The organism is Lentzea sp. NPDC058436 (assembly GCF_042721515.1).
In the GTDB taxonomy this organism is placed as follows: Bacteria; Actinomycetota; Actinomycetes; order Mycobacteriales; family Pseudonocardiaceae; genus Lentzea.
In genome coordinates this window covers 96,444-120,744 of sequence record NZ_JBHXLF010000002.1, presented here as the reverse complement: position 1 = coordinate 120,744, position 24,301 = coordinate 96,444, and the positions used below count along the sequence as shown (strand labels likewise).

The window sequence follows — 24,301 nt, the reverse complement described above, 5'->3', positions numbered from 1 at the left end:
ACTTGCGGAAAACTTTTGCAACGTCTTTCCTGGACCGCTGACACACCCCACCCCCGGAAGGCATGGACATGTCCCAGGACTGGTGGCGCCACGCCGTCATCTACCAGGTCTACGTGCGCAGCTTCGCCGACTCGAACGGCGACGGCGTCGGCGACCTGCCCGGCATCCGCTCACGCCTGCCCTACCTGCGCGACCTGGGCGTGGACGCGGTCTGGATCACGCCGTTCTACGCGTCACCGATGGCCGACGGCGGCTACGACGTGGCGGACTATCGCGCCGTCGACCCGCAGTTCGGCGGGTTGGACGACGTGCGCGCGTTGGTGGACGACGCACACACGCTCGGCATCAGGGTGATCGTCGACATCGTGCCGAACCACAGCTCCGACCAGCACGCGTGGTTCCAGGAGGCGCTGGCCGGCCGCAACCGCGAGCGGTACATGTTCCGCGAGGGCGTCGGCGACCAGCCGCCGAACGACTGGGAGTCGGTCTTCGGCGGGCCCGCCTGGACGCGGGTGGCCGACGGGTCCTGGTACCTGCACCTGTTCGCGCCGGAGCAGCCGGACCTGAACTGGGAGCTGCCCGAGGTGCGCGCGGAGTTCCGCGAGGTGCTGCGGTTCTGGCTGGACCTCGGCGTCGACGGGTTCCGCGTGGACGTGGCGCACGGCATGGTCAAGGCGCCGGGCCTGCCCGACATCGGGCACGCCGACCAGCTCAAGCTGCTGGGCACGGAACCGCTGCCGTTCTTCGACCAGGACGGTGTGCACGAGATCCACCGCGAGTGGCGTGAGGTCACCAACTCGTACGAGGGCGACCGTGTGCTCGTGGCAGAGGCATGGACGCCTTCAGCCGAACGAACGGCCATGTACCTGCGTCCCGACGAGATGCACCAGGCGTTCAACTTCCACTACCTCACAGCGGAGTGGAACTTCGAGGCGTTGCGCTCGGTCATCAACTCGTCGCTCGCCGCGGTCGAACCCGTTGGCGCGCCTACGACCTGGGTCCTCTCGAACCACGACGTGCAACGGCACGTGACGCGATACGGCGGCGGCGAAACCGGCGTGCGCCGCGCACGAGCCGCACTGGCGTTGATGCTCGCGCTGCCGGGCTCGGTCTACCTGTACCAGGGCGAGGAACTCGGCCTCCCCGAGGTGCTCGACCTGCCGGACGAGGTGCTGCAGGACCCGATGTGGGAGCGTTCGGGCCACACCGAACGAGGCCGCGACGGCTGCCGCGTTCCGTTGCCGTGGGCCGCTTCCGGCCCGTCACTGGGCTTCGGCACCGGCGGCTCGTGGCTGCCGCAACCCGCGGACTGGGCGAAGCTCAGCGTGGAAACCCAGGCAGCCGACCAGGACTCGATGCTGTCGTTCTACCGCAACGCTTTGCGCGCACGCCGCGAGAACCCGGCGCACGGCACGACCCTCACGTGGATCGACGGACCGGCCGACGTCCTGTGGTTCGAACGCGACGGCATCGCCTGCGCGGTCAACCTGTCCGAAGCGGTCGTGGAACTGCCCGACCCCGGCTCCGTCCTGCTGGCGTCGTCGTACTACGGGGTGCGCGACGGACTGCTGCTCCTCCCGCCGGACACCGCGCTGTGGTGGAAACTGTGACCAGCGATTTCACGTGATCCACTAAAACTGTCAGACCCCCTGGGTACCGTCCGTGGACATCAGCTCCAAGGTCGGATCCAGGGGGTCTCGTGTCAGGCAGGTGGGAACTCGTCTCCGGTGGTTCGGCGAAGTTCTGGGAGATCACCCGGAGCAGCGCCGCGGTGACCGTCCGCTTCGGACGGCTGGGCGCGGCCGGGCAGACCCAGACCAAGGAGCTGCCGACCGAGGCCGCCGCGCAGGCGCACGTCGCGAAGCTCGTGGCGGAGAAGGAAAAGAAGGGCTACCTCCGCGTCGTCGCCGACCCTTCTGCCGCCACACCGTCCACCGCGGCCCTCCAGCCCGCAACACCCTCAGCCTCAACACACTCGGCCGCAGCATCCCCCAAGGCGTCCCCAGCTACCCCTTCCAACCCCACCCCTTCCGCCCTCACCCCTCCCAGCCCCACTGCTTCCGCCGCCACTCCTCCCAATCCCACCCCTGCCAATCCCACCCCTGCCAATCCCACCCCTGCCAGCCCCACTCCTCCCAGCCCCGCTCCTCCCGCTCCCACTCCTGCTGCCCCCACCCCCGCAACCACACCCCACCCTCTCCACGAGGACACCTGGGTGATGCCCGCCGAGTGGCTCGCCCAGGCGATGCCCAGGCGTGACGTGACCCCGCTGCCCAAGTTCGCAGTCGACTCGTCGATGGCGCAGAAGTTCCGCGACCAGATCACCGCCCAAGCCGAAAAGATCAACGACGCGCTCACCTCCCCGGACCACGAGTCAGCCCTGGTCCGCGCACTGCGCGACCACCTCGAAGGCCGGCCCGACCCGCTAGGCGCCGCCACCCTCGTGAAGCTGCTCGGCCCCCAACCCGGCACCTCACCGGCGCACTGGTGGATCGAGGACTTCGGCCTGCCGTTCGCCGCCGCGGCAGCCGTGCACCACGCGACCGTGTACGACAGCTACGGCAAGCTGATGATCAGCCTGCCGCGCCACAGCACCGAGCAGAGCGCCGAAGGCCTCGCGCTGATCGACATCCGCACCGCGCTGGCGGTGGCGGACGAGGCGACCTACGACGCGGCGCTCGCCGAACTGGAGAAGCTCGGCACGAGCTGGTTCGGCCAGGTCACGCGGGCGTTCCTCGCCCCGACGCGGCACGACTGGTTCGAGGAGGCGAACGAGTCGTCCAGCTCGTACTGGATGGTGCACAGCTCGGCGAGCACCGCCGACCACCTGCGCCGGCTGAAGTACGGCCACCTGATCTGGTCGGAGACCGGCGTGTACACGGCGCTGCACCTGCTCGGTCCGGCGATCGCACCCGTGCTCGACGCCGAACTGCGCGCGAAGGCCGAGTGGGGCGGGGAGCACCGCAGGCTGGCCCTCGCGGTGCTGGCGGCCCTGCCGACCGACGAGGCGTTCCTGATGCTGTTGAACCGCCTGCAGGAGCGTTACGTCCGGCCCGCGCTGGCGGCCGCGATGCAGGCGTTTCCGGCGCGAGCCCTGCGGCTCATGACACCCCGCGCGGCGAACGACGCGGACGTCCGCGACCTGCTGCGCACGCACCTCGTCAAGCACCCCGGCCTCACCGTTCCCGACGAGGTCGCCGCGCTGGTCGAGACGCGCCCCGACGCACCGGCCGGCGCGCTCCCGCCGATCCTGGCCGAACCGCCGTGGACACACCGCCGTCCGCAGGCGAAACCCGTTGTGCTGCAAGGTCTCCCGGTCCCCGAACCCCACCTCACGTGGCTGCCCGGCGAGCGCGAGGAGTGGACCGAGCTCACGGGCTGGTGGTCGCGACAGACCGGCAACTGGGAGTCGATGGCGCAGGCGATCCGCGCCGGCAAGAGCTCCAGCTACGACCACCGGCTGTTCGAGAACGGCCCGGAAGAACTGGTCCGCCCGCTCCTCGCCGTGTGGACGCCCCACGACACCTGGAACAGCGAGAGGTGGGGCAAGCGGATCGTGGCGAGGTTCGGCATCGACGCACTGCCCGCCGCGCTGCGGCTGGCGGCGAGCAACCCGCACGTGTCCGGCGTCGTACTGCTCCCCTACGCCACCACCGAGGTCGCCGAGCTGATGGCGGACTGGTTCGTACGCCTCAAGACCGCGCGTGGGTTCGCGATCTCGTGGCTGTCCCGCCACCGCGAGGCCGCCGCTCGCCTCCTCCTGCCGGCAGCGCTCGGCGCGGCGGGTCCCAGGCGCCGCAACGCCGAGTTCGCGCTGCGCCACCTCCACCTGGAGACCGGTGTCGACGTCATCGCCCTCACGCACAGCCCCGAGGCGGCAACGGCGATCCGCACGCTGATCGAGGTCGACCCGCTCGACGTCCTGCCCGCGAAGCTGCCGCCGATCGGCTCGTGGGTGGATCTCGCGCTGCTGCCTCAGGTGCAGCTGGCCAACGGCTCCGGCGCGTTGTCCGCCGAAGCCACCAAGAACCTCCTGATGACAGCAGCACTGTCCAAACAGGACGCCGTCTACCCCGGACTGCCGCTCGCCGTCGAGGCGTGCGAGCGCACGTCGCTGGCGGAGTTCGGCTGGGCCGTCTTCGGCCTCTGGCAGGACGCGGGCGCGCCGTCCAAGGACGGCTGGGTCCTCACCGCGCTCGGCTGGTTCGGCGACGACGAGACGGTGCGCCGCCTCGCCCCGCTGATCCGCTCCTGGCCGGGCGAGAGCCAGCACGCCCGCGCCGTGACGGGCCTCGACGTGCTCGCCCAGATCGGCACCGAGGTCGCGCTGATGAACCTGAACAGCATCGCCGAGAGGGTGAAGTTCAAGGGCCTCAAGACGAAGGCGCAGGAGAAGGTGACGGACATCGCCGCCGCGCTGGGCCTGAGCCGCGACCAGCTGTCCGACCGCCTCGTGCCCCGCCTGGGCCTCGACGAGGCCGCCAGCCTCGTCATCGACTACGGCCCGCGCCAGTTCACGGTCGGCTTCGACGAGCACCTCAAACCGTACGTCCTCGACCCGGACGGCAAGCGCCGCAAAGATCTCCCCAAGCCCGGCGCGAAGGACGACCAGGAGCTCGCCCCGGCGGAGCACAAGCGGTTCGCGACGCTGAAGAAGGACGTCCGCGCCGTGGCGTCGGACCAGATCCACCGTCTAGAACGCTCGATGGTCGACCAGCGCACCTGGACGACGGAGGAGTTCCACACGGTCCTGGCCGCCCATCCCCTGCTGTGGCACCTGGTCCGCCGCCTGGTGTGGATCACCGGCAGCGGCCTGACCTTCCGCCTGGCCGAGGACCGCACCCTCGCCGACGCCTCCGACGACGAGGTGGCCCTGCCCGCGGACGCCGTCATCCGCGTGGCCCACCCGATCGACCTGGCCGACACCCTGCCCGCCTGGGGCGAGGTGTTCGCCGACTACGAGATCCTCCAGCCGTTCCCGCAGCTCGGCCGCCCCACCTACTCCTTCACACCGGGCGACACGATCCCCCAGCTGGCCAAGTACCTCAACAAGGACGCGCCGGTCGGCAAGGTCCTGGGCCTCACCAAACACGGCTGGGCCAGGTGCCAGCCCCAGGACAACGGCGTCGAGCCGTGGATGACCCGCCCGTTGCCCGCCGGCGGCGCCCTGGTCGCCTCGCTCGACCCCGGCATCGTCGTGGGAATGATCGACATGGAACCCGAGATGCAGTTCAGCGCACTGTGGTTCGACCCGAACGGCCAAGGCGCCTGGAACCCGCCCAGGGGCGGCACCCCCAGCACGTTCGAAGTGGACGCCATCACCGCCTCCGAACTCCTCTCGGAACTCGAGTCACTGCACGCGTAATCGCGGGAACGGTTGGTCCACGACCAACGTCAGACCGGCTCGGCGACACCAACGGATCAGCAGCAGGGAGCAGCAAGTGCGCAGGTGGGAGCTCGTCTCGGGCAGCGCGGCGAAGTTCTGGGAGATCGACCAGGACGGCACCGCCGTCACCGTCCGCTTCGGACGGCTGGACACGCACGGCCAAACCCAGACCAAGGCCCTGGCCTCCGCCGAGGCGGCGACGGCCCACGTCGCGAAGCTGGTGGCGGAGAAGGAGAAGAAGGGCTACCGCGCCGTCACCACGACAGCAGCGCCGGCCACCTCCCCGCAGCCCGCCGCGTCCACGGCGCAAACGCTCGCTTCACCAGCCGCGCACAACGCCACCCCAGCAGCCGCCTCGGGCCTCACCGCCCCCGGCCCTGCCCTTCAGGAGCCCGCCACCCCGGCCGGGCAGCCTGCCCCGCCCACCGACACCGCCACACCGGCTGCCCTGCCCACCGACCAGACCTCCAGCCCCACCCCGCCTGCCACCCTCCCCGTCGAACACCACACCCCCACCGACGAAGACACCTGGGCCATGCCCAGGGCGTGGATGCGCGACGTGGTCCGCCAACGCGGCTTCCACCCCGCCCCGGAGTTCACCGTCGACCCCGACCAAGCCGAAGAGGCAAGGCGCCGAGCAGACACCCAAACCCCCACCACCGTCGAACGGATCCTGTCCGAACCTGCCTCCGACCCCGACCTGGTCCAGGCAGCACGCGACCACCTCGCAGGCCGCCCCAACCCGGTCGGCGCGGCGGCGATCGCGGCCATCATCGCCAGCGGCGAGCAGTCCGTGCACGCCTGGGTCGCCGACCACGGCGTCGCCTTCGCGACGGAGGCCACGGTCGAGTTCGCCCGCCTGGCCTCCGCACCCGAGTGGCTCCCGCAGCAGCGCGAGTACGGCAACGAACGCCTGGCGAGCCGAGGCGGCCACTTCCGCCTCGCCCCCGAAAGCGTCGAAGGCCGGATGCTCAAGGCCGTCCGGTACGCGCTGGCGACAGCGGACGACGGCCCACGAACCACGGCCGAAGCGTTCCTCGACAAGCTGGGCGAGCTCGACGAGCCCAACGCGCAGATGCTGCGGACCTTCCTGATGCCCGAACGGACCGACTGGTTCCAGGAGGCCTGCGCCGCGCCGCACTCGAACGCGCGCTGGTGGGTCGTTCCGTGCAGTGCCAGCAACCTCGACGAGTTCGAGCAGGCGCAGGTCACGGTGTCCAACAGCAGCGTCATCCTGCACACGACGCTCTACGTGCTCGGCCCGGCGATCGCGCCGCTGCTCGTGGCGGCGCTCGACCACAAGTACCAGCGAGCGGACCGCCGCAAGATGGTGCTGAAGGTGCTCGCGGCGCTGCCCACCGACGAGGCCTTCACGATCGCGCTCGACCGGATCGACGAGAAGTACGTGCGTCCGACCGTGCTGTCGATGATGGCGGCGTTCCCGTTGCGGGCGGCTCGGCTCCTCGGCGAACGCACGGGCCGCAACGCCGAGCTGCGCCAGCTGCTCAGCGTGCACCTGAAGACCTACCCGCACATCGAGGCGCCCGCCGGTTTCGTGGACGTCGCGTCGGTCGCGCTGCCGGAGGCGCCGGCGGAGGCGTTGCCGCCGGTGCTGGCCTCGCCGCCGTGGACCAACCGCAAGAAGCCGGTGAAGCCCGTGGTGGTGCCGGACCTCCCGGTGCCAGGCCCGTCGATCCTGTGGCAGCCGGGTGAGCGCGAGGAGTGGCTGAAGGACGGCCACTGGGACACCCACCCCCACAAGACCTGGCAGCACTGGCTGGCGGAGTTCAAGGTCGGCCGGATCGGCTACCGGATGGCGGACCTGCTCATCGGCGCGCCCGAGGACGAGGTGCGGCACCTGCTGGCCGACTGGGAGCCGAACCTGGGCTGGAGCGCGGAGACGGCGGGCAAGCGGTTGGCCGCGAAGTTCGGCTTCGACGCGTTGCCGCCGCTGCTGCGCATCGTCGAGCGGACCTCAGCGACCGCGGTGATCGTGCTGCCGTTCGCCACGCCCGAGGTGGCCACGCTGATGGCCGACTGGCTCGTGCGGCTCAAGCAGGTCCGCAAGATCGCGATGGCGTGGCTGGCCCGGCACCGCGAGACCGCCGCACGCCTGCTCGTCCCGGCCGCCCTGGGCAAGCCGGGTGCCGAGCGCCGCAACGCCGAGACCGCGCTCCGCCACCTGCACGCCCTCGGGGTGGACGTGGTGGCGGTCGCCCCCGGCGAGGCCGCGGCGGAAGCTCTGAAGGAGTTCCTGGCCGTCGACCCGGTCGACGTGCTTCCCGCCAAGCTGCCGGTGATCGGCGAGTGGGCGGACACCCGCCTGCTGCCCCAGGTCCTGTTGAGCGACCGCAGGCAGGCCCTGTCCCCCGAGGCCGCGCGCCACCTGCTGATGACGGCCGCGCTGTCCAAGCCGGGCGACGTCTACGCCGGACTGCCGATCGCCCGCGACGCGCTCGACGGGGACTCGCTGGCCGAGTTCGTGTGGGCCGTCTTCCAGCGCTGGCAGGAGGTCGGGGCGCCGTCGAAGGAGAGCTGGGCGCTGAACGCGCTCGGCTGGCTCGGCGACGACTCGACGGTCCGCGCGCTGTCGCCGTTGATCAGGGTCTGGCCGGGCGAGAGCCAGCACACGAGGGCCGTGACGGGTCTCGACGTGCTCGCCGACATCGGCACCGAGGTCGCCCTGTCGCACCTCAACAGCATCGCCGAGAAGGTGAAGTTCAAGGGCCTCAAGACCAAGGCACAGGAGAAGGTCTCCCAGATCGCCGAGGAACTGGGCCTGTCCCGCGACCAGCTCGCGGACCGCCTGGTGCCGCGCCTGGGCCTCGACGACGCCGCCAGTCTCGTGATCGACTACGGCCCGCGCCAGTTCACCGTCGGCTTCGACGAGCAGCTCAAGCCCTTCGTCATCGACCCGGACGGCAAGCGCCGCAAGGACCTCCCCAAGCCGGGCGCGAAGGACGACCAGGACCAGGCTCCGCTGGAGCACAAGCGCTTCGCGGCCCTGAAGAAGGACGTGCGCGCCGTCGCGTCGGACCAGATCCACCGCCTCGAACGCGCCATGGTCGACCAGCGCACCTGGACCGCCGAGGAGTTCCACACGGTCCTGGCAGGCCACCCGCTGCTCTGGCACATCGTCCGCCGCCTCGTCTGGATCACGAACGAAGGCCACTCCTTCCGCCTCGCGGAAGACCGCACGCTCGCCGACTCCGGCGACGACGAGTTCACGCTCCCCGAAGCCGCCACCGTCCGCGTGGCGCACCCGGTCGACCTCCAGGACGCGCTCGAAGCCTGGGGCGAGGTCTTCGCCGACTACGAGATCCTCCAGCCCTTCCCGCAGCTGGGCCGCCCGCTCCACCTGGTCCCGCACAACGAGAACCTCCTTCCCCACCTGCAGAAGTACTGCGACGTCGACCACCCGATCGGCAAGATCCTCAGCCTCACCAAGAAGGGCTGGATCCGCGGCGAACCCCAGGACGGCGGCGTGGAGTGCTGGATCACCCGCCCGCTCCCGTCCGGCGGCGCCCTGGTCGCCTCGCTGGACCCCGGCATCGCGGTCGGCGCGATCGACGTGTTCCCGGAGCTCAAGTTCACCGAACTCTGGTTCTCGTCCAACGGACACGGCTACTGGTCCTCCCAGCGCAACGCCACGGACACCCTCACCACCGACTCCATCACGGCCTCGGAAGTGCTGTCCGAACTGGAATCGCTGCACCAGTAGCACCACGACCAGAATTGTCAGACCCCCTGAGTAACGTCCAAGGACATCAACTCCCTCGTGTGGCCCCGGAGGTAAAAGCAGTGCGCAGGTGGGAACTCGTCGCGGACGGCTCCGCGAAGTTCTGGGAGATCGGGCAGGACGGCGCGACGGTGACCGTCCGGTTCGGACGGCTGGGCGCCGCCGGCCAGACCCAGACCAAGGAGCTGGCCTCCGCCGAGGCAGCCGACGCGCACATCGCGAAGCTGGTGGCGGAGAAGGAGAAGAAGGGCTACAGACCAGAAGGCGCGGCGCAGCCCTTAGCGGCACCGGCCACCGGCGAGCCGTCTACGGCCACGCAGCACCTCACGCCACCGGCCACCGGCGAGCCTTCGGCCGCAGCCCCCTCGACCATCACCCCAGCGATCACAACCCCCGTCCTCGACGAGGACACCTGGGTCATGCCCAAGGCCTGGCTGCGCGACGTGGTCCGCCAACGAGGCTTCGACCCGGCCCCCGAGTTCACCCTCGACCCCACCAAGGCCGCCCAAGCGCGCCAACTCGTCACCGACCAGGCCGAGGCGATCGACCGCGCCCTGGAGGTCAAGGGCTCCCACAAGGACCTGGTGGAAGCGGCCCGCGACCACCTCACCGGAAAGCCGAACACCCTCGGCGCGGCGGCGATCGCGGCCATCACCAAGCCGGGCGTACCTGCCGTGCACGCCTGGATCGCCGACCACAGCCTCGCGTTCGCCACGACGGCCACCGTCGAGCTCATGGGCCTGACGTTCTCCGAGCAGTGGAACGACAAGCGCGGCAAGTGGACCAAGATCTGCCTGCAGTACGACCGCGGCGGCTTCCAGACGGCGCTCACCGAGCCGGAAGGCCAGATGCTCACGGCCCTCCGGTACGCGATCGCTACGGCCACGCCGGAAGAGCGCGCCGAGGCCGAGGCCGTGCTGGAGACGCTGAAGAAGTCGAAGGTCGAGAAGGAGCTGCGGGCCTACCTGATGCCGGAGCGGGCCGACTGGTTCGCCTGGCTCCTCAAGCAGCAGTACACGTCGAGCCGGTGGTGGATGCTGCCGAGCAGCGCCCGCACCCAGGAGGACTTCGAGAAGGCCGAGCTGTCGCTGACGAACTACGCGTTCCTGATGTACACGGCCGTGTACGTGCTGGGGCCGGGCGTCGCGCCGTTGCTCGCGGTGGAGCTCGACGGCGACGTCTACTACCAGAGCGCGGACGGTCGCAAGCGGGCGTTGAAGGTGCTCGCCGCGTTGCCGACCGACGAGGCGTTCACGATCATGCTGGACCGGCTGGACGCGAAGTACGTGCGGCCTGCCGTGCTGTCGGCCATGGCGGCGTTCCCGAAGCGGGCGGCGCGGCTGCTGGCACAACGAGCGGTCTCCAACGCCGAGGCGCTCAAGCTGCTCCAGGCGCACCTGCTGTCGAACCCCGATCTGACGGTGCCCGACGACGTGGCCGAGTTGGTCGCCGAGTCCGGCCCCGCGGTCCTGCCGGAGGCGAGCGCCGAAGAGCTGCCCGCACTGCTGGTCTCGCCGCCGTGGTTGCAGCGCAAGAAGCCGGTGAAGCCGGTGGTGCTGGCGGACCTGCCGTCGCCGGAGCCGACGATCACGTGGCATCCGGGCGAGCAGGACGAGTGGCTCGCGTGCGGGGCCGAGTGGCTGCAGGACCACCACGACTGGCGCAAGCTGCTCAAGGAGTACCTGGACGGCACGATCGGCTACTACGACAACGACCTGTTCCTGCTCGCGCCCGACGACGAGGTGCGGCACCTGCTCGCCGACTGGAAGCCGAACTACAGCTACGGCGTCGAGGAGTGGGGCAAGAACCTGGCAGCGCGGTTCGGGCTCGACGCCGCGCCGGCGCTCCTGAGGCACGTCCAGTCGTCCCCGGCGGGGACGGGGATGGTGCTGCTGCCGTTCGCCACCCCCGAGGTGGCCACGCAGATGGCCGACTGGTTCTCCCGCACCAAGCAGGCGCGGCGCTGGGCACTGGACTGGCTTGGCCGGCACCGCGAGCAGGCCGCGCGGTTGCTCGTCCCCGCCGCGTCCGGCAAGGCGGGCATCCCCCGCCGCAACGCCGAGACGGCGCTGCGGCACCTGCACAACAACGTCGGTGTCGACGTGGCGGCCGTCGCCAGGGAGTGCGGTGCCGAGGCCGCGATCGACGTGGTGCTGTCGGTCGACCCGGTCGACGTGCTGCCCCCGAAGCTGCCGGTGATCGGCGAGTGGGCGGACACCCGGCTGTTGCCGCAGGTGCTGCTGGCCGACCGCAGGCACGCGCTGCCGGCCGAGGCCGCGAGCAACCTGCTCATGACTGCGGCGCTGTCCAAGCCCGGTGAGCTCTACGCGGGTCTGCCGATCGCGCGCGAGGCGCTCGACCGGGACTCGCTGGCGGCGTTCGCGTGGGCCGTCTTCCAGGCGTGGGAGCAGGCGGGCTCGCCGTCGAAGGAGAGCTGGGCGCTGAGCGCGCTCGGCTGGTTCGGCGACGACTCGACGGTCCGCGCGCTGTCCCCGCTGGTGCGCAGGTGGCCGGGTGAGAGCCAGCACGCGCGGGCGGTCTCCGGACTCGACGTCCTCGCCGAGATCGGCAGCGAGGTCGCGCTGTCGCACCTGAACAGCATCGCCGAGAAGGTGCCGTTCAAGGGCCTCAAGACCAAGGCCCAGGAGAAGGTCGCCCAGATCGCGGCGGAGCTCGGCCTGTCCCGCGACCAGCTGTCGGACCGGCTGGTGCCGCGCCTCGGCCTGGACGACGCGGCCACGCTGGTGATCGACTACGGCCAGCGGCAGTTCACCGTGGGCTTCGACGAGCAGCTCAAGCCGTTCGTGCTCGACCCGGACGGCAAGCGCCGCAAGGACCTGCCGAAGCCCGGTCTGAAGGACGACCAGGACAAGGCGCCGTTGGAGCACAAGCGTTTCACGGCGCTGAAGAAGGACGTCCGCACCATCGCGGCCGACCAGATCCAGCGGCTCGAACGCGCCATGGTCGACCAGCGCACGTGGAGCGCCGAGGAGTTCCTGACGGTGCTCGTGGCCCATCCGCTGCTGTGGCACCTGGTCCGCCGCCTCGTGTGGATCACCGACGAGGGCACGTCCTTCCGCCTGGCGGAGGACCGGACGCTGGCGAACGTGGACGACGACGAGTTCACGCTGCCCGAGACCGCCGCGGTCCGGGTGGCGCACGCGGTCGATCTGAAGGACACGGCGTCGGCGTGGGGCGAGATCTTCGCCGACTACGAGATCCTCCAGCCGTTCCCGCAGACCGGCCGCCCGTACCACCTGCTGGAGTCCGACGAGGAACTCCTGCCGCTGCTCAAGAAGTTCTGCGCCACGCCGTACCCGATCGGCAAGATCCTCGGCCTGACCAAGAGGGGCTGGGTGCGCGGCGCACCGCAGGACGCGGGCGTCGAGTGCTGGATCACCCGGCCGTTCCCCGGTGGCGGCGCTCTCGTGGCCTCGCTCGAACCGGGCATCGCGGTGGGCGCGATGGACGTCTTCCCCGAGGTCGGCTTCAGCGACATGTGGTTCTCCCCCAACGGTCACGGCACGTGGTCCGCCCCGAAGGACGCGCCGGCGAGCCTGCCCGTCGACCCGATCACGCTCTCCGAGCTCCTCTCCGAACTGGAGTCCCTGCGGTCATGACCAGCACCCAGACGATGCAGCGCCCTCCCGCCGAGGTCCGCTTCGCCGACGAGCTCGCACGCCTGCGGGACAGCGACAGCGCGCCCAGGCCACCGGGCTGGGCGTTGAGCCTCGCCGCCGCCCGCAAGTTCGTGGTGGGCGACGAGAAGTCGGGCATCACCAAGAAGTTCGTGGGCGATCCGTCCCTGGTGGACAGGGCGCTGGTGACGCTGGCGACGAGCCGCGGCCTGATGCTCGTCGGCGAGCCCGGCACGGCGAAGTCGCTGCTGTCCGAGCTGATCGCGGCGGCCGTGTGCGGCGAGTCGACGCTGACCATCCAGGGCGGTGCGGCGACGACCGAGGACCAGATCAAGTACTCGTGGAACTACGCGCTGCTCGTCGCGGAGGGCCCGTCGCCGCGCTCGCTGGTGCCGGCACCGATGCTGCGTGGCATGGCCGAGGGCAAGATCGTGCGGTTCGAGGAGATCACCCGCTGCCCGCTGGAGGTGCAGGACTGCATGCTGTCGATGCTGTCCGACCGCGTGATGGCGATCGGTGAGCTGAACGGCCCGGACGGCATGGTGTTCGCGCAGGACGGGTTCAACGTGATCGCCACGGCGAACACGCGGGACAGGGGCGTCAACGAGATGAGCGCCGCGCTCAAGCGGCGGTTCAACTTCGAGACGGTCTTCCCCATCGCGGACTTCGACACCGAGCTCGCGCTGGTCGAGCAGGAGGCGGCGAAGCTGCTGGAGCGCTCCGGTGTGGAGCTCGCGCCGAGGCGGGACGTGCTGGAGGTGCTCGTGCGCACGTTCCGCGACCTGCGCGAGGGCAGCGACAGGCTCACCACGGTGATGAGCACGGCCGAGGCGGTGTCGGTGGCGCACGCCGTCGGGCTGCGCGGCTGGTTCCTGCGCGGTGAGGTCGGTTCTGCGGCGGACGTCGTGGAGTGCCTGGCGGGCACCGCGGCGAAGGACAACGCGGAGGACCTGGCGCGGCTGCGGCGGTACCTGGAGCAGCACGCGGCGCGGCGCAAGGGCAAGCAGTGGCAGGAGCTGCACCGCGCCCGTCACCTGCTGCCCGGCTGATGGGGGCCGTGTTCGTCGGCGTCCGGCACCACAGTCCCGCCTGTGCCCGGCTGGTCGCCGCCACGATCGAGCAGCAACAGCCCGCGTACGTGCTCATCGAGGGTCCCGCCGACTTCAACGAGCGCATCGACGAGCTGCTGCTGGGCCACGAGCTGCCCGTCGCGTTGTTCAGCTACTCGGACCAGCACGCGTCGTGGTCGCCGTTCTGCGACTACTCGCCGGAGTGGGTGGCGATCACCGAGGCCCGTCGCGCCGGCGCCGAGGTCAGGTTCATCGACCTGCCCGCGTGGCACGAGGCGTTCCGCGACGTCAGCAACAGGTACGCGGACGCGGAGCTGCGCTACACCGACGTCGTCGACCGGCTGTGCAAGGAGTTCTCGGTCGACAACGTCGACGTGCTCTGGGACCACCTCTTCGAGTGCGAGACCGACCCGGTGGGCATGGCCGAGTACTTCGACCTGCTGCGCGGCACGGCTACTGCGGACGAGGGCGACTCGGCACGCGAGGAGTACATGGCGCGCTGGGTGCGGGCGGCTGTGGCCGACGCAGGTGACAGGCCCGTGGTCGTGATCACCGGTGGCTTCCACACGGCCGCGCTCAAGGCGCAGCTCGACGGCGGCACCGAGTGGCCGGAGGTGCCGGAACGCGAACGGGGCGCGAGCTATCTCGTGCCGTACTCGCACGCACGGCTGGACGCCTTCACCGGCTACCAGTCGGGCATGCCGTCACCCGGTTACTACCAGCAGGTCTGGGAGAACGGCGCGCAGCGCGCGGCGGACTGGCTGGTCGAGTCGGTCGCCACGCGGCTGCGCAGGCGGCAGCAGCCGGTGTCGACGGCCGACCTCATCGCCGCGCACACCCAGGCCGGGGCGCTGGCCCGGTTGCGCGGTCACGAGAACCTGGCGCGCACGGACGTGCTCGACGGGCTGACCAGCGCGTTGATCTCCGAGGACCTGACGCAGCCGCCCCCGTGGACGCGGCGCGGCACGCTGCAGCCCGGCGCGCACCCGGCGCTGGTCGAGATGCTCGGGGCGTTGCAGGGCAGCAAGGTCGGCAGGCTGCACCCGAGCACGCCGGCACCACCGCTGGTCAACGCCGTGCAGGAGCTGTTGCGGGCGCACGGGCTCGACCAGGAGGGCAGGGTCTCGCTCGACCTCACCGAGCCGGACGCGTTGGAGCGCAGCAGGATCCTGCACCGCCTGCGCGTGCTGCGGATCCCCGGCTTCGAGCGCACGAGCGGCCCGGCCGAGGGCGCACAGCCACGCCTGGACGAGCAGTGGACGCTCCGGCCGGTCGAGGAACGGCTCGCGGCGTTGATCGAGGCCGCCGAGAACGGTGCCACGCTGGAGGAAGCGGCCGGGGTGGCGCTGGAACGCCGGTCCCGGCACGCCCCGCTCGACGAACTGGGCGGGATCCTGTTCGACGCGGTGCTGTGCGGGATCTCGGCGCTGTCCGGCAGGGTCAAGCAGTCGCTCAACGAGGGCGTCCGGGAGACGGGCGACCTCGCGGCGCTGGGCAACGTCCTGAGCGGGGTGCTCGGGCTGTGGCGGCACGACAGGTTGTTCGGCACGAGGAAGGACCCGCTGCTCGGCTCGGTGATCGACGTGGGCACGGCGCGGGTGCTGTGGCTGATCGAGGGCCTGCACGGCGGTCCGGCACCGGCCGATCCGAACCGGCTCAAGGCGATGGCGGCGACCAGGGACGCCGTGCTGCACGCAAAGTCCGCGCTGTCGCTGGACGTCGTGGACGTCACAGGTGTGGCGACGCGGGTGAGCAACGACGTGCAGGCACCACCGGATCTGCGCGGCGCGGCGCTCGGGCTCGCCTGGGCGCTGGGTTCCCAGCCGGACGTGCGCAAGGTCCGCACCATCGAGGCGCTCGGCGACTGGCTCGCCGGGTTGTTCGCGGTGGCGCGTGAGGAGGTGCTCGCGAGCCCCGACCTCGTGGGTGTGCTGGACGAGCTGGTCAGCGCGATGGACGAGGAGGAGTTCCTCGTGGCGCTGCCCGCGTTGCGGCTCGCGTTCAGCTACTTCCCGCCCAGGGAGAGGGAAACGATCGCAGCCACTGTGCTCGCCCATCGCGGTGTCGAGGGCGGCGGCGCGAAGAACATCAGCCGGCTCACCGTCGACCCGATGGCGGTGGCGGAGGCGATGGCGATCGAGAAGCGCGTGGACGCGCTGCTGGTGAAGGGCGGGCTGGCATGACGGACCTGGAACGCTGGCGGCTCATCCTCGGCGAGCCGGCGTCACGCTGCACGGGAGGCCTGCAGGGTGACGCGGCCCGCCGGGACGCGACGCTGGAGTGGCTCTACGGTCGTGATCCCGAGCTGGCCGAACGCGGTGTGCGCAAGGGCGGCAGCGAGGACTCGGTGCTGCAGACCGTCGACTGGCTCGACGAGGTCCACACCCTGTTCCCGAGAGAGACGATCGAACGGCTGGAGCGCGACGCCGTCGAGCGCTACGAGATCACCGACATCGTCACCGATCCCGAGGTGCTGCAACGGATCGAGCCGAACCCGGCCCTGCTGCGCGCGGTGCTGCGGACCAAGCACCTGATGAACCCGGCCGTGCTAGCGATGGCGCGCAAGATCGTCGAGGCAGTCGTGAAGCAGTTGATGGAGAAGCTGAAGACCGAGGTGCGCACGGCGTTCAGCGGCACGAAGTCGCGGCGGCCGAGCATCCACAAGAACTCCCGCAACTTCGACTTCCGCTCCACGATCAGGGCGAACCTCCAGCGCTACCAGCCGGAGGAGCGCAAGCTCGCGATCGAGCACCCGAAGTTCGTCTCCCGCTCCAAGCGGCACCTGGAGCAGTGGCAGGTGGTCCTGCTCGTGGACCAGTCGGGATCGATGACCAGCTCGGTGATCCACTCGGCCGTCACGGCGGCCTGCCTGTGGGGCCTGCCGGGACTGCGCACGCACCTGGTCGCGTTCGACACCAACGTGGTCGACCTGACCTCGGACGTGACGGACCCGGTCGAGCTGCTGATGAAGGTGCAGCTCGGCGGCGGCACGGACATCGCCAAGGCCGTGGCGTACGGGGCCGAGCTCGTCGACAGCCCGCGCCGGTCGATCGTGGCGATCATCAGCGACTTCTACGAGGGCGGCAGCGAGGAGCGCCTCGTCCGCACCGTGAAGGGCCTGTGCGAGCAGGGCACCCACGTGCTGTGCCTCGCGGCGCTCGACGACGAGGCGAACCCGGATTACGACAGGGCATTGGGCCAGCGGCTCGCGAACGTCGGCGCCCACGTCGGCGCGATGACCCCGGGCCAGCTCGCGGAATTCGTTGCGGAGAAGCTCAGGTGACCAGATCCGACCTGCTGGCCCTCACCCCGGACGCGCTCGCCGCACTGGCCAACCGCGGCCTGGTGAAACGCGCCGTCAAGGAACTCGACGCGGGCGTCGTCCCGGCGCTCGACACCGATCCGTCCGGAGCCGTCCAGGGCAAGTTCCCGGACGGCACCACGACGACGCTGCCTCCCGGCATCGCGCTGGAGGCGGCGCAGTGCAGCTGCGGCGCGGCAGGCGTCTGCCGGCACCGCATCGCCGTGGTGCTGGCCTACCAACGCACCCAGGAGGCGAGTGCCCCGGCCGAGCTGTGGTCGCCGGGCACCGTCACGGACGACGACCTCGTGGCGTTGATGGGCGACCGCACACTCCGCCGCGCCCGCAGGGCGTTCCAGGCCGGCTACCGCGCCAAGCTCCGCCGCCCGACCGCGGAAGACCAGACGGCGCAGGCGGAACTCCCGACCTGCACGGTCACGTTCCTCGTGCCCGGCGACCTGTCCTACGTCCACACGGACGCGGTCAACAAGGACGAGGCGACAGCGCTGGCCGTGTGGGCGTTCCGCGAGGCGGACACCCAGGGCACCGACACGGTCGACGTAGGCGGATCTCCCACCACCGCAACGGATCTGACCGCCGTCACCGACCTGCTCGACCAACTCCTGCTCGACGGCACCACGAACGCGAGCGAGGTGCTCGACGTGGCGTGGCAGCGCCTGCACCGCGACCTGACCGCGCAACGCCTGCACTGGCCCGCCGCCGTGATCACCGACCTGCTCGCGCAACTGTCCGCGTACCGCAAGCGCAGCGCTGACTACGAGGCCGAACACTTCGCCGCCCTGCTCACCGAACTGCACGCCCGCACCACCGCCACCGGCCCGAGAGCAGAGATCCTCGGCCCCGACGAACCGGCGGAAACCCCGTTGAAGCGGGTCAGGCTCACCGCCCTGGGCGCCCGCCTGCGCGCGGAGAACGCGGTGGACGTCTACTTCGCCTCAGGCGACGTGGTGCTGGTGCAACGCGACACTCCCCTGCGCACCGGCCAACGCCTGGCGGCCTCGAACGTGGTCTCCGAGTCGGCGACCCGCAGCGCGAGCCGAGCCGTGACGCTGAAGACGAGCAGGGTGGCCAAGACGTCGCTGACCCCGGTCGGCACCGCCTGGGACCACCTCCCACAAGCACTCGTGATCACCGACTACGACGCGGCCGCCACCCACCTCGCCGACCTGCCACCGCGCCAGGTCCGCGCCAGGGTGGAGGCGGAACTGGTCCGAGTGCTCCGCGTGACCGAGGTGACCGACCTGGCCTACGACCCGGCAGCCCAACGCCTCACCGCCACCCTCCACTCCCCCACCGGCACGACGTGCCTCCTGGAAGCCACCCACCGAGCCGCCGCCCCGCAGTCCCTGGACGCCCTGACCGCAGCCCTGCGGGCCGACCCGACCACGATCACCGGCAGCGTCCGCCGCCACCGGGGCACGCTGGTGGTCGACCCCCTGGCCGTCCACACCGCGGCGGGAGTCGTCGTGCCGGACATGGCGACGGACACGACACCCCAACCCCTGACGCCGGGCACGACGCAGCCCGACCCGTTGAGCGCGACGATCGACAGCGCCCTGACAGTGCTGGCCGAGGCCGCCCACCGGGGGCTGGACCACCTGACGGACAGCCTGCTGGCCCGCGCCAGGGAGGTCGGCACGCACCTGCACACCGCGGGCTTGCGAACGGCGGCGGCGCAGGTGACGGCGTTCGCCGACGGCCCGGCGTCGGGGACGTGGCTGGCCGCGCACCTGAGGCTTCTGGTGACGGCCGACGCGCGCTGAGGGAGCGCCGCAGCGGGGTAAGGACAGCACGGCCGGCTGGCGGCTGGCGGCTGGCGGCTGGCGGCTGGCGGCTGGCGGCTGGCGGCTGGCGGCAACCATCACCCCGCCGGCGGAGCAGGGACAACCGGCACTCCGCCGGGGTGCGAAGCAAGCGACCATCAGCGCGCCGCACGGGTGCTGGGGCCAGAACGCCAGCGCACCGCACGGGCGCTGGGCAGGACCGCCGACCTGCCAGGGGCCGCTGAGCAGGATCGCCAGCGCGCGGCGCGGTGCGTGGCAGGGCCGTCAGCGCGCCAGAGGCTGCGGCGCGCGGCCCCGCCCCACCGGAGTCGTCACCACCGGAGCCGGCTCAACCGGCCCCGCCACCACCGACGAAGTCGGGTCGATCCGCTGCGACAGCACGTAATCCTCAGCGGCCTCAGCCACCCGCCCCAACCGCTCCAACACGAACCCCCGCAGGTAAGCCGCCCGAGCCGCACCCCACCCACCAAGCGCGATCCCCCGCCCGTAGGCGTCCAAAGCAGCATCCAACAACCCGCACGCCGCCAGCACATCACCCTGCAACGCCCACGTCCGGTCATCGCCAGGACTCAGCTCGACCAACTCCGCCGCATACCCCAGAGCGCGCTGCCCGAGCCCGACGGACAGGTGGGTCCGCACGAGGAACGAGTGCAGGGCGTAGGCCTCGTCCGCCCACGCCAGCCGCTCCATCTCAGCCGCCGGCGTGATCGACGTCAGCGATGCCAGCGCACGCCCCAAGAGCCGATGAGCCTCCGTGATGTCACGGCGCACGAACGGGACCGCGGCGATCGCCCGGTGCAGACGTGCCCGGTGCAACAGACCGGCAAAACCGTTCTGCGGCAACTCGGACGAAGCCTTGACGGCCAGTGCGGCGGCGGCCTGCAGGGAGGTGGAGTCGGCGCCACGCGCAGCGGCGCGGAACACCACGAACAAAGCCAGATCGCGGCGGGTGGCGGCCGGGAGGCCGGACCTGGCGCCGCGCAACGCCATCGTCTCCACGGCGGAGGACGGGAGGTGGCAGCGCAGGACGGCGAGCTGTTCCAGGGCGAGGTCTGGTGAGAGCACGTGCTTGCGCGGGTCGATCACCGCCAGGCCGATCACGGCGGCCGCGCGGTGGGGATATCCCAGGCGCAGCAACAGGTCGCAGGCCACGCGGCGGTCCGTCATGCCCAACGGGCCGGTGGCGCGTTCGTGGACTCGCCACCAGAGTTCGGAGGCGAGGTCGACGGGGAACGTGGTCATGTCGGGGCCGCTGCCGTCGAGGCGGCCCCAGCTCGCGGCCGTCAGCAGTCGCAGGTGGGCCGAGGGTGGTGGCTCGAAGCGCGGTACGTCGGCACCCGCGACGAACGAGGAGGCCATCGCGTGGGTGATGCGGGCGTGCAACGCTGATGACGACGAAGGCGCGAAGAGTCCGGCGTAGACGCGGCAGGCGACGGGGACGTCGGCGGTGCGCAGGGCGCGCAGGCGGGTGGCCAGCGCTGAGGGGCTCGGGTCGGTGCGGTACCGCGGCATTGCGGTCATGCTGGCCTCCCTAGTTGAGCAGTTCCCAGCCGCGCCGGGTCAGGCGGTGGCGGACCGACCTGCCGTTGCGGTGGGTCGAGACGAAGCCCGCTGTGCGCAGGGCGGTCGCGTGTTGTGACGCCGTGGGCAGGCTGATGCCCACGTGCTGGGCGAGTTCGGTGGTGGTGCGTTCGGACGTGAGTGCGCGCAGCACCAGCGTTCTGGTGCGTCCGAGGGCTAGTTCGAGGCTGGCGCCGCTCGGCTGGGGTGCGGTGACCGGGTAGAAGAGCAGGGGCTGCGGTTCGGCGAACATCGACACGGCCGGGCGGGTGAGGCCGTTGAGCACCGGGACGAGGAGCATTCCTGTGCCGCGCAACGAGATCTCGGTGTCCCAGCCCAGTTCCACGTGCAGGGCGGGCGAGGTCCACGAGATCGACGGGTGCAGCTTGCCGAGCAGGTCGCCCAGGCCTCGTGTCACCGCCTGCGACGACCGCAGCCGCACCTCGGCGTCGAACGCCTGGCGGGTCTGCGACCAGTTCGGGCCGAGCAGGTCGCGGAAGCCCGCCTGGAACGCCGTGCGCAGGTCCTGGCGCGAGGACGGGGTGCCGGCCGCGTACGAACGAAGCCACGGCGACGTCGTGCCGAGCATGCTCGCGATCTGGTCGCGCACCCGTGCGGGCGGCACGTCGAGCACCTGGCGCACGGCGTCGTCGAAGTCGGGCCGGGCGGAGTTGAAGAAGTCGGGGATGAACCGGCCGGGCCTGACCAGTTCGGCGAGCGGGCGGATGTTCGGCAGCAGCAGGCGGTCCCACTTGCCGCCGTGGACGGTGAACACCAGTTCATACATCGGCAGCGGCGCCGACGCGAAACGCGTGCGTGCGAGATCTTCCAACTCGAACAGAATCGTCAACCCGCGGCCTTTGGGCACGGATTCGGACATCACGATCGGCATGTGCTTCCCCCCGGAGTGCCTATCACTTCCGAAGGTACGCAGAATTCGTTGTCCGGTGTCAGGGCCGGATCGGTTGACAACGATCGGTGGACAACCTCAGACGAGCGGTCCGGTCTGCTCGGTGAGCTTCAGCAGCAGGTCACGGGTGTGCTCGCGCTCCTCGGCCGACTCCTGGCCGCGCCACAGCAGGTCCGCGAGCGTCACTCCGTCGAGTGCACGGGAAATGAGGTCCGCGCGTTGCGGGTGCAGGCCGTCGGAATCGGTCTGCTGCCGCCAGCGGGTCGCCGCGACGTCCATGCGCTGCTGCAGTTCCGGGACGCCGAGCAGCGCCGTGACGACGGACGGGTGGGACCAGAGGTCGTCGTCCGTCTCGAAGGTCGCCCTGATGTGCGCGCGGGTCCAGCGGCCGGGCGTGTCCTCGGGTTCGAGCAGGCGCTCAACCGTCACGTCGTAGTGGTCGAACCACTCCTCGATCAGGCCGACGATCAACGCCTGCTTCGTGCGGAAGTGGTGCAGCAGGCCGCCCTTGGAGACGCCCGCCTCCTTGGCCACGGCGTCGAGGCTCACGTTCGGGCCCTGCTCGATCAACGCGCGCGCGGCGGCCGCGAGCACCTCACTGCGGGTGCGGGGCGCGTTGCGCTGCTCTCCGGGCATGTGATCAACCTAGCGTTTGCTTAACCGACCGTCCAGACGGTATGTTAATTTGCAGACCAGATGGTCGGCTAAGGGGGTTGGTCATGCGGAAGTGGGCAGCACTGGGCGTGCTCTCGCTCGCGTTGTTGTTGATCGCCGTGGACGGGACGGTGCTGGCTCTCGCGATCCCGGCGCTGCAGCAGGACCTGGTGCCGTCGACCGCCGAGGTGCTGTGGATCGGCGACATCTACTCGTTCGTGCTGGGTGGCCTCCTGATCACGATGGGCACCCTGGGCGACCGCATCGGCCGCAAGAAACTGCTGCTCACGGGCGCGTTCGGCTTCGGTGTCGCCTCACTGCTGGCGGCGTTCGCGCCGTCGGCGGGCTGGCTGATCGTCGCCAGGGCACTGCTCGGCGTGGCGGGCGCGACGATCATGCCGTCGACGCTGTCGATCATCCGCAACCTGTTCACCGACCCGGCCGAGCGCACGCGGGCGGTCGCGGTCTGGGCGGCCACGGCGACGGCCGGCGCCGCACTCGGCCCCCTGATCGGCGGGGCGCTGCTGGAACACTTCTGGTGGGGCTCGGTGTTCGTCATCAACCTGCCGGTGATGGCCGCGCTGCTCGTGTTCGGCGCGTGGTGGCTGCCCGAGTCGCGCGACCCGAACCCCGGCCCGTTCGACCTCGTGTCGGCCCTGCTGTCGGCGGTCGGTGTCGTCCCGCTGGTCTACGCGATCAAGGAACTCGCCCTGGTCGGTCCCACCTGGACCGCCCTGCTGGCCGGACTGGCGGGCGTGGCGGGCCTGTGGCTGTTCGTGCGGCGGCAGCAGGCGTCGAAGCACCCGATGATCGACGTGGCGCTGTTCCGCACGCCCGCGTTCAGCGGTGCCGTGGGCGCCACGATGATCGCGATCTTCGCGCTGACCGGCCTGGTGTTCTTCCTGTCGCAGTACTTCCAGAACGTGCTGGGCTACTCGCCGCTGGAGGCGGGCCTGCGCGAGCTGCCGCTCGGCCTCGCCGGGATGCTCGTCGTCGTGGCGATCGGACCGGTCGTGCGCCTGCTCGGCCGGGGTCGCGCCATCGCGCTGGGCCTGCTCGCCAGCGCGGGCGGGCTGAGCATCGTCGGCTTCAACGCCCAGTACGGGGCGATCGCGGTGGCGTTGGTGATCGTCGGCGCCGGTGTCGGGCTGGCACTCACACTCACGACGGACGCGGTGGTCTCCGCAGTGCCCGTGGACAAGGCCGGCGCGGCGTCAGCGGTGTCGGAGACGGCCTACGAGTTCGGCGCGGCGCTGGGCATCGCGGTGCTCGGCACCGTGCTCTCGGCGTGGGCCGCGACGGGCACGTTCACCGAGGCCGTGCAGGGGACGGCGTTCGTGGCGGCCGCGCTGCTGGCGCTCGCGTCCTTCGTGGCCTACCGGCTCATTCCGGACGGGACGCCTCGGCCAGCCGTGCGTGCAGACGCTCCCTGATCTCGTCCGGCGTGTAGGCGGCGCGGCGGCGCTGGTTGCGGGCGGCGACCACGCCGCTCGCCGCGACACCCGCGAAAGCGGCGATGCCGAGCAGCTTCCAGAGCTTCATGTGCATAGGGTATCGGGCTATGCCGACCTCCCTGGACCAAGCCGTCGAGATGACCCGCACCGGTGACGTGTGGGTGTTCCGCGGGCGCAGCCCCGCCGACAGGGCTATCCAGGCCATGACGAACAGCCCGGTCAACCACGTCGGCATGGCGATCGTGGTGGACGACCTGCCGCCGTTGATGTGGCACGCCGAGCTCGGCAAGTCCCTCAAGGACATGTGGTCGGGCACGCACCAGCGCGGCGCGCAGCTGCACGACCTGCGCGACGCCGTGGTGACGTGGCACGACAAGTACGGGCAGCGGGCGTGGCTGCGGCAGCTCGACCACGAGGTGACGCGCGAGATGGAGGACGCGGCGCTGCGCACGGTGGCGCGGCTGGACGGCACGCCGTTCCCGTCGACCGCCAAGCTCGCCTCGCGGTGGGTCCGCGGGCGGATTCCGGTGGGCGGCAGCACCGACGCGACGATCGAGAGCGCGTTCTGCGCGGAGATCGTGGCCGTCACGTACGAGGAGATGGGGCTGCTGCCCAAGCGCAGGCCCAACTGGTACGACCCGGGCCGCTTCTGGAGCGGCGACGACCTGGACCTGCTGGACGGCGCGAAGCTCGGCAAGGAGATCGAGATCGTCGTCATGTGAAATGCCTGTCCGCAAGAGGACTGATAACTATCAGCCACTTGACCGGGTACGGGCCACCTCCA

14 protein-coding genes and 1 pseudogene are annotated in these 24,301 nt (G+C 70.9%); 11 read left to right on the top strand and 4 right to left on the bottom strand.

Translation table 11 applies throughout. The annotated features are described in order from the left end of the window. Positions 1 to 68 precede the first annotated feature (68 nt). The 9 genes and pseudogenes from ACFWN2_RS08000 to ACFWN2_RS07960 all read left to right on the top strand — a co-directional run bounded on the left by ACFWN2_RS08000 (position 69) and on the right by ACFWN2_RS07960 (position 18,918). Positions 69 to 1,610, top strand: a complete 1,542-nt coding sequence (locus ACFWN2_RS08000) for a glycoside hydrolase family 13 protein (RefSeq protein ID WP_382425741.1) — start codon at positions 69 to 71, stop codon at positions 1,608 to 1,610. A gap of 89 nt (positions 1,611 to 1,699) precedes the next feature. Then, a pseudogene (locus ACFWN2_RS07995) lies at positions 1,700 to 1,888 on the top strand (WGR domain-containing protein); the annotation flags it as partial. A gap of 330 nt (positions 1,889 to 2,218) precedes the next feature. Beyond that, positions 2,219 to 5,365, top strand: coding sequence for a DUF4132 domain-containing protein (locus tag ACFWN2_RS07990; RefSeq protein ID WP_382427414.1), 3,147 nt, complete (start codon positions 2,219 to 2,221; stop codon positions 5,363 to 5,365). Positions 5,366 to 5,441: 76 nt separating this feature from the next. Then, positions 5,442 to 9,107, top strand: a complete 3,666-nt coding sequence (locus ACFWN2_RS07985) for a DUF4132 domain-containing protein (protein ID WP_382425739.1) — start codon at positions 5,442 to 5,444, stop codon at positions 9,105 to 9,107. An 80-nt stretch (positions 9,108 to 9,187) separates the two neighbouring features. Further along, positions 9,188 to 12,745, top strand: coding sequence for a DUF4132 domain-containing protein (locus ACFWN2_RS07980; protein ID WP_382425738.1), 3,558 nt, complete (start codon positions 9,188 to 9,190; stop codon positions 12,743 to 12,745). Then, positions 12,742 to 13,812 (top strand): AAA family ATPase, encoded by a 1,071-nt coding sequence (locus tag ACFWN2_RS07975; protein WP_382425736.1) that lies wholly within the window; start codon positions 12,742 to 12,744, stop codon positions 13,810 to 13,812. The genes ACFWN2_RS07980 and ACFWN2_RS07975 overlap by 4 nt, the downstream gene beginning before the upstream one ends. Beyond that, entirely contained in the window at positions 13,770 to 16,016 is a 2,247-nt protein-coding gene (locus ACFWN2_RS07970; protein WP_382425734.1) for a DUF5682 family protein, read from the top strand. Before ACFWN2_RS07975 ends, ACFWN2_RS07970 begins: the two co-directional genes overlap by 43 nt. Continuing rightward, positions 16,013 to 17,116, top strand: coding sequence for a VWA domain-containing protein (locus ACFWN2_RS07965; RefSeq protein ID WP_382425733.1), 1,104 nt, complete (start codon positions 16,013 to 16,015; stop codon positions 17,114 to 17,116). The genes ACFWN2_RS07970 and ACFWN2_RS07965 overlap by 4 nt, the downstream gene beginning before the upstream one ends. After that, positions 17,113 to 18,918 carry an SWIM zinc finger family protein gene (locus ACFWN2_RS07960; protein ID WP_382425731.1) on the top strand — a complete coding sequence of 602 codons (1,806 nt, stop codon included), beginning with the start codon at positions 17,113 to 17,115 and terminating at the stop codon, positions 18,916 to 18,918. Before ACFWN2_RS07965 ends, ACFWN2_RS07960 begins: the two co-directional genes overlap by 4 nt. Before the next feature lie 285 nt (positions 18,919 to 19,203). Here ACFWN2_RS07960 and ACFWN2_RS07955 read toward each other — a convergent pair whose 3' ends face one another. From ACFWN2_RS07955 to ACFWN2_RS07945, 3 genes are all read right to left on the bottom strand, one after another. Next, entirely contained in the window at positions 19,204 to 20,460 is a 1,257-nt protein-coding gene (locus ACFWN2_RS07955) for a tetratricopeptide repeat protein (RefSeq protein ID WP_382425729.1), read from the bottom strand. A gap of 10 nt (positions 20,461 to 20,470) precedes the next feature. Beyond that, a complete protein-coding gene (locus ACFWN2_RS07950; RefSeq protein WP_382425727.1) occupies positions 20,471 to 21,331 on the bottom strand; it encodes an ArsR/SmtB family transcription factor in 861 nt (286 codons plus the stop codon). A gap of 156 nt (positions 21,332 to 21,487) precedes the next feature. Then, positions 21,488 to 22,045: a TetR/AcrR family transcriptional regulator gene (locus ACFWN2_RS07945; protein ID WP_382425726.1), complete on the bottom strand. Its 558-nt coding sequence runs from the start codon at positions 22,043 to 22,045 to the stop codon at positions 21,488 to 21,490. 83 nt (positions 22,046 to 22,128) lie between these two features. Between ACFWN2_RS07945 and ACFWN2_RS07940 the strand changes: the two genes are divergently transcribed. Next, complete coding sequence (locus ACFWN2_RS07940; protein WP_382425725.1) at positions 22,129 to 23,496, top strand: MFS transporter; 1,368 nt, start codon at positions 22,129 to 22,131, stop codon at positions 23,494 to 23,496. Here ACFWN2_RS07940 and ACFWN2_RS07935 read toward each other — a convergent pair. Then, positions 23,447 to 23,605 carry a hypothetical protein gene (locus ACFWN2_RS07935; protein WP_177229625.1) on the bottom strand — a complete coding sequence of 53 codons (159 nt, stop codon included), beginning with the start codon at positions 23,603 to 23,605 and terminating at the stop codon, positions 23,447 to 23,449. The two genes, ACFWN2_RS07940 and ACFWN2_RS07935, sit on opposite strands and share 50 nt — an antisense overlap. 19 nt (positions 23,606 to 23,624) lie before the next feature. Here ACFWN2_RS07935 and ACFWN2_RS07930 point away from each other — a divergent pair, with 19 nt between their 5' ends. Next, the gene (locus ACFWN2_RS07930; RefSeq protein WP_382425724.1) at positions 23,625 to 24,239 is read left to right on the top strand and encodes a hypothetical protein; all 615 of its coding nucleotides are present in this window, start codon (positions 23,625 to 23,627) and stop codon (positions 24,237 to 24,239) included. Positions 24,240 to 24,301: the final 62 nt, after the last annotated feature.

Bases quoted from the DNA above. Each gene is read 5' to 3' on its own strand.
- ACFWN2_RS08000 (WP_382425741.1), top strand. From the start codon at position 69: ATGTCCCAGGACTGGTGGCGCCACGCCGTCATCTACCAGGTCTACGTG.
- ACFWN2_RS07990 (WP_382427414.1), top strand. From the start codon at position 2,219: ATGCCCGCCGAGTGGCTCGCCCAGGCGATGCCCAGGCGTGACGTGACC.
- ACFWN2_RS07975 (WP_382425736.1), top strand. From the start codon at position 12,742: ATGACCAGCACCCAGACGATGCAGCGCCCTCCCGCCGAGGTCCGCTTC.
- ACFWN2_RS07965 (WP_382425733.1), top strand. From the start codon at position 16,013: ATGACGGACCTGGAACGCTGGCGGCTCATCCTCGGCGAGCCGGCGTCA.
- ACFWN2_RS07955 (WP_382425729.1), bottom strand. From the start codon at position 20,460: ATGACCGCAATGCCGCGGTACCGCACCGACCCGAGCCCCTCAGCGCTG.
- ACFWN2_RS07945 (WP_382425726.1), bottom strand. From the start codon at position 22,045: ATGCCCGGAGAGCAGCGCAACGCGCCCCGCACCCGCAGTGAGGTGCTC.
- ACFWN2_RS07940 (WP_382425725.1), top strand. From the start codon at position 22,129: ATGCGGAAGTGGGCAGCACTGGGCGTGCTCTCGCTCGCGTTGTTGTTG.
- ACFWN2_RS07935 (WP_177229625.1), bottom strand. From the start codon at position 23,605: ATGAAGCTCTGGAAGCTGCTCGGCATCGCCGCTTTCGCGGGTGTCGCG.
- ACFWN2_RS07930 (WP_382425724.1), top strand. From the start codon at position 23,625: ATGCCGACCTCCCTGGACCAAGCCGTCGAGATGACCCGCACCGGTGAC.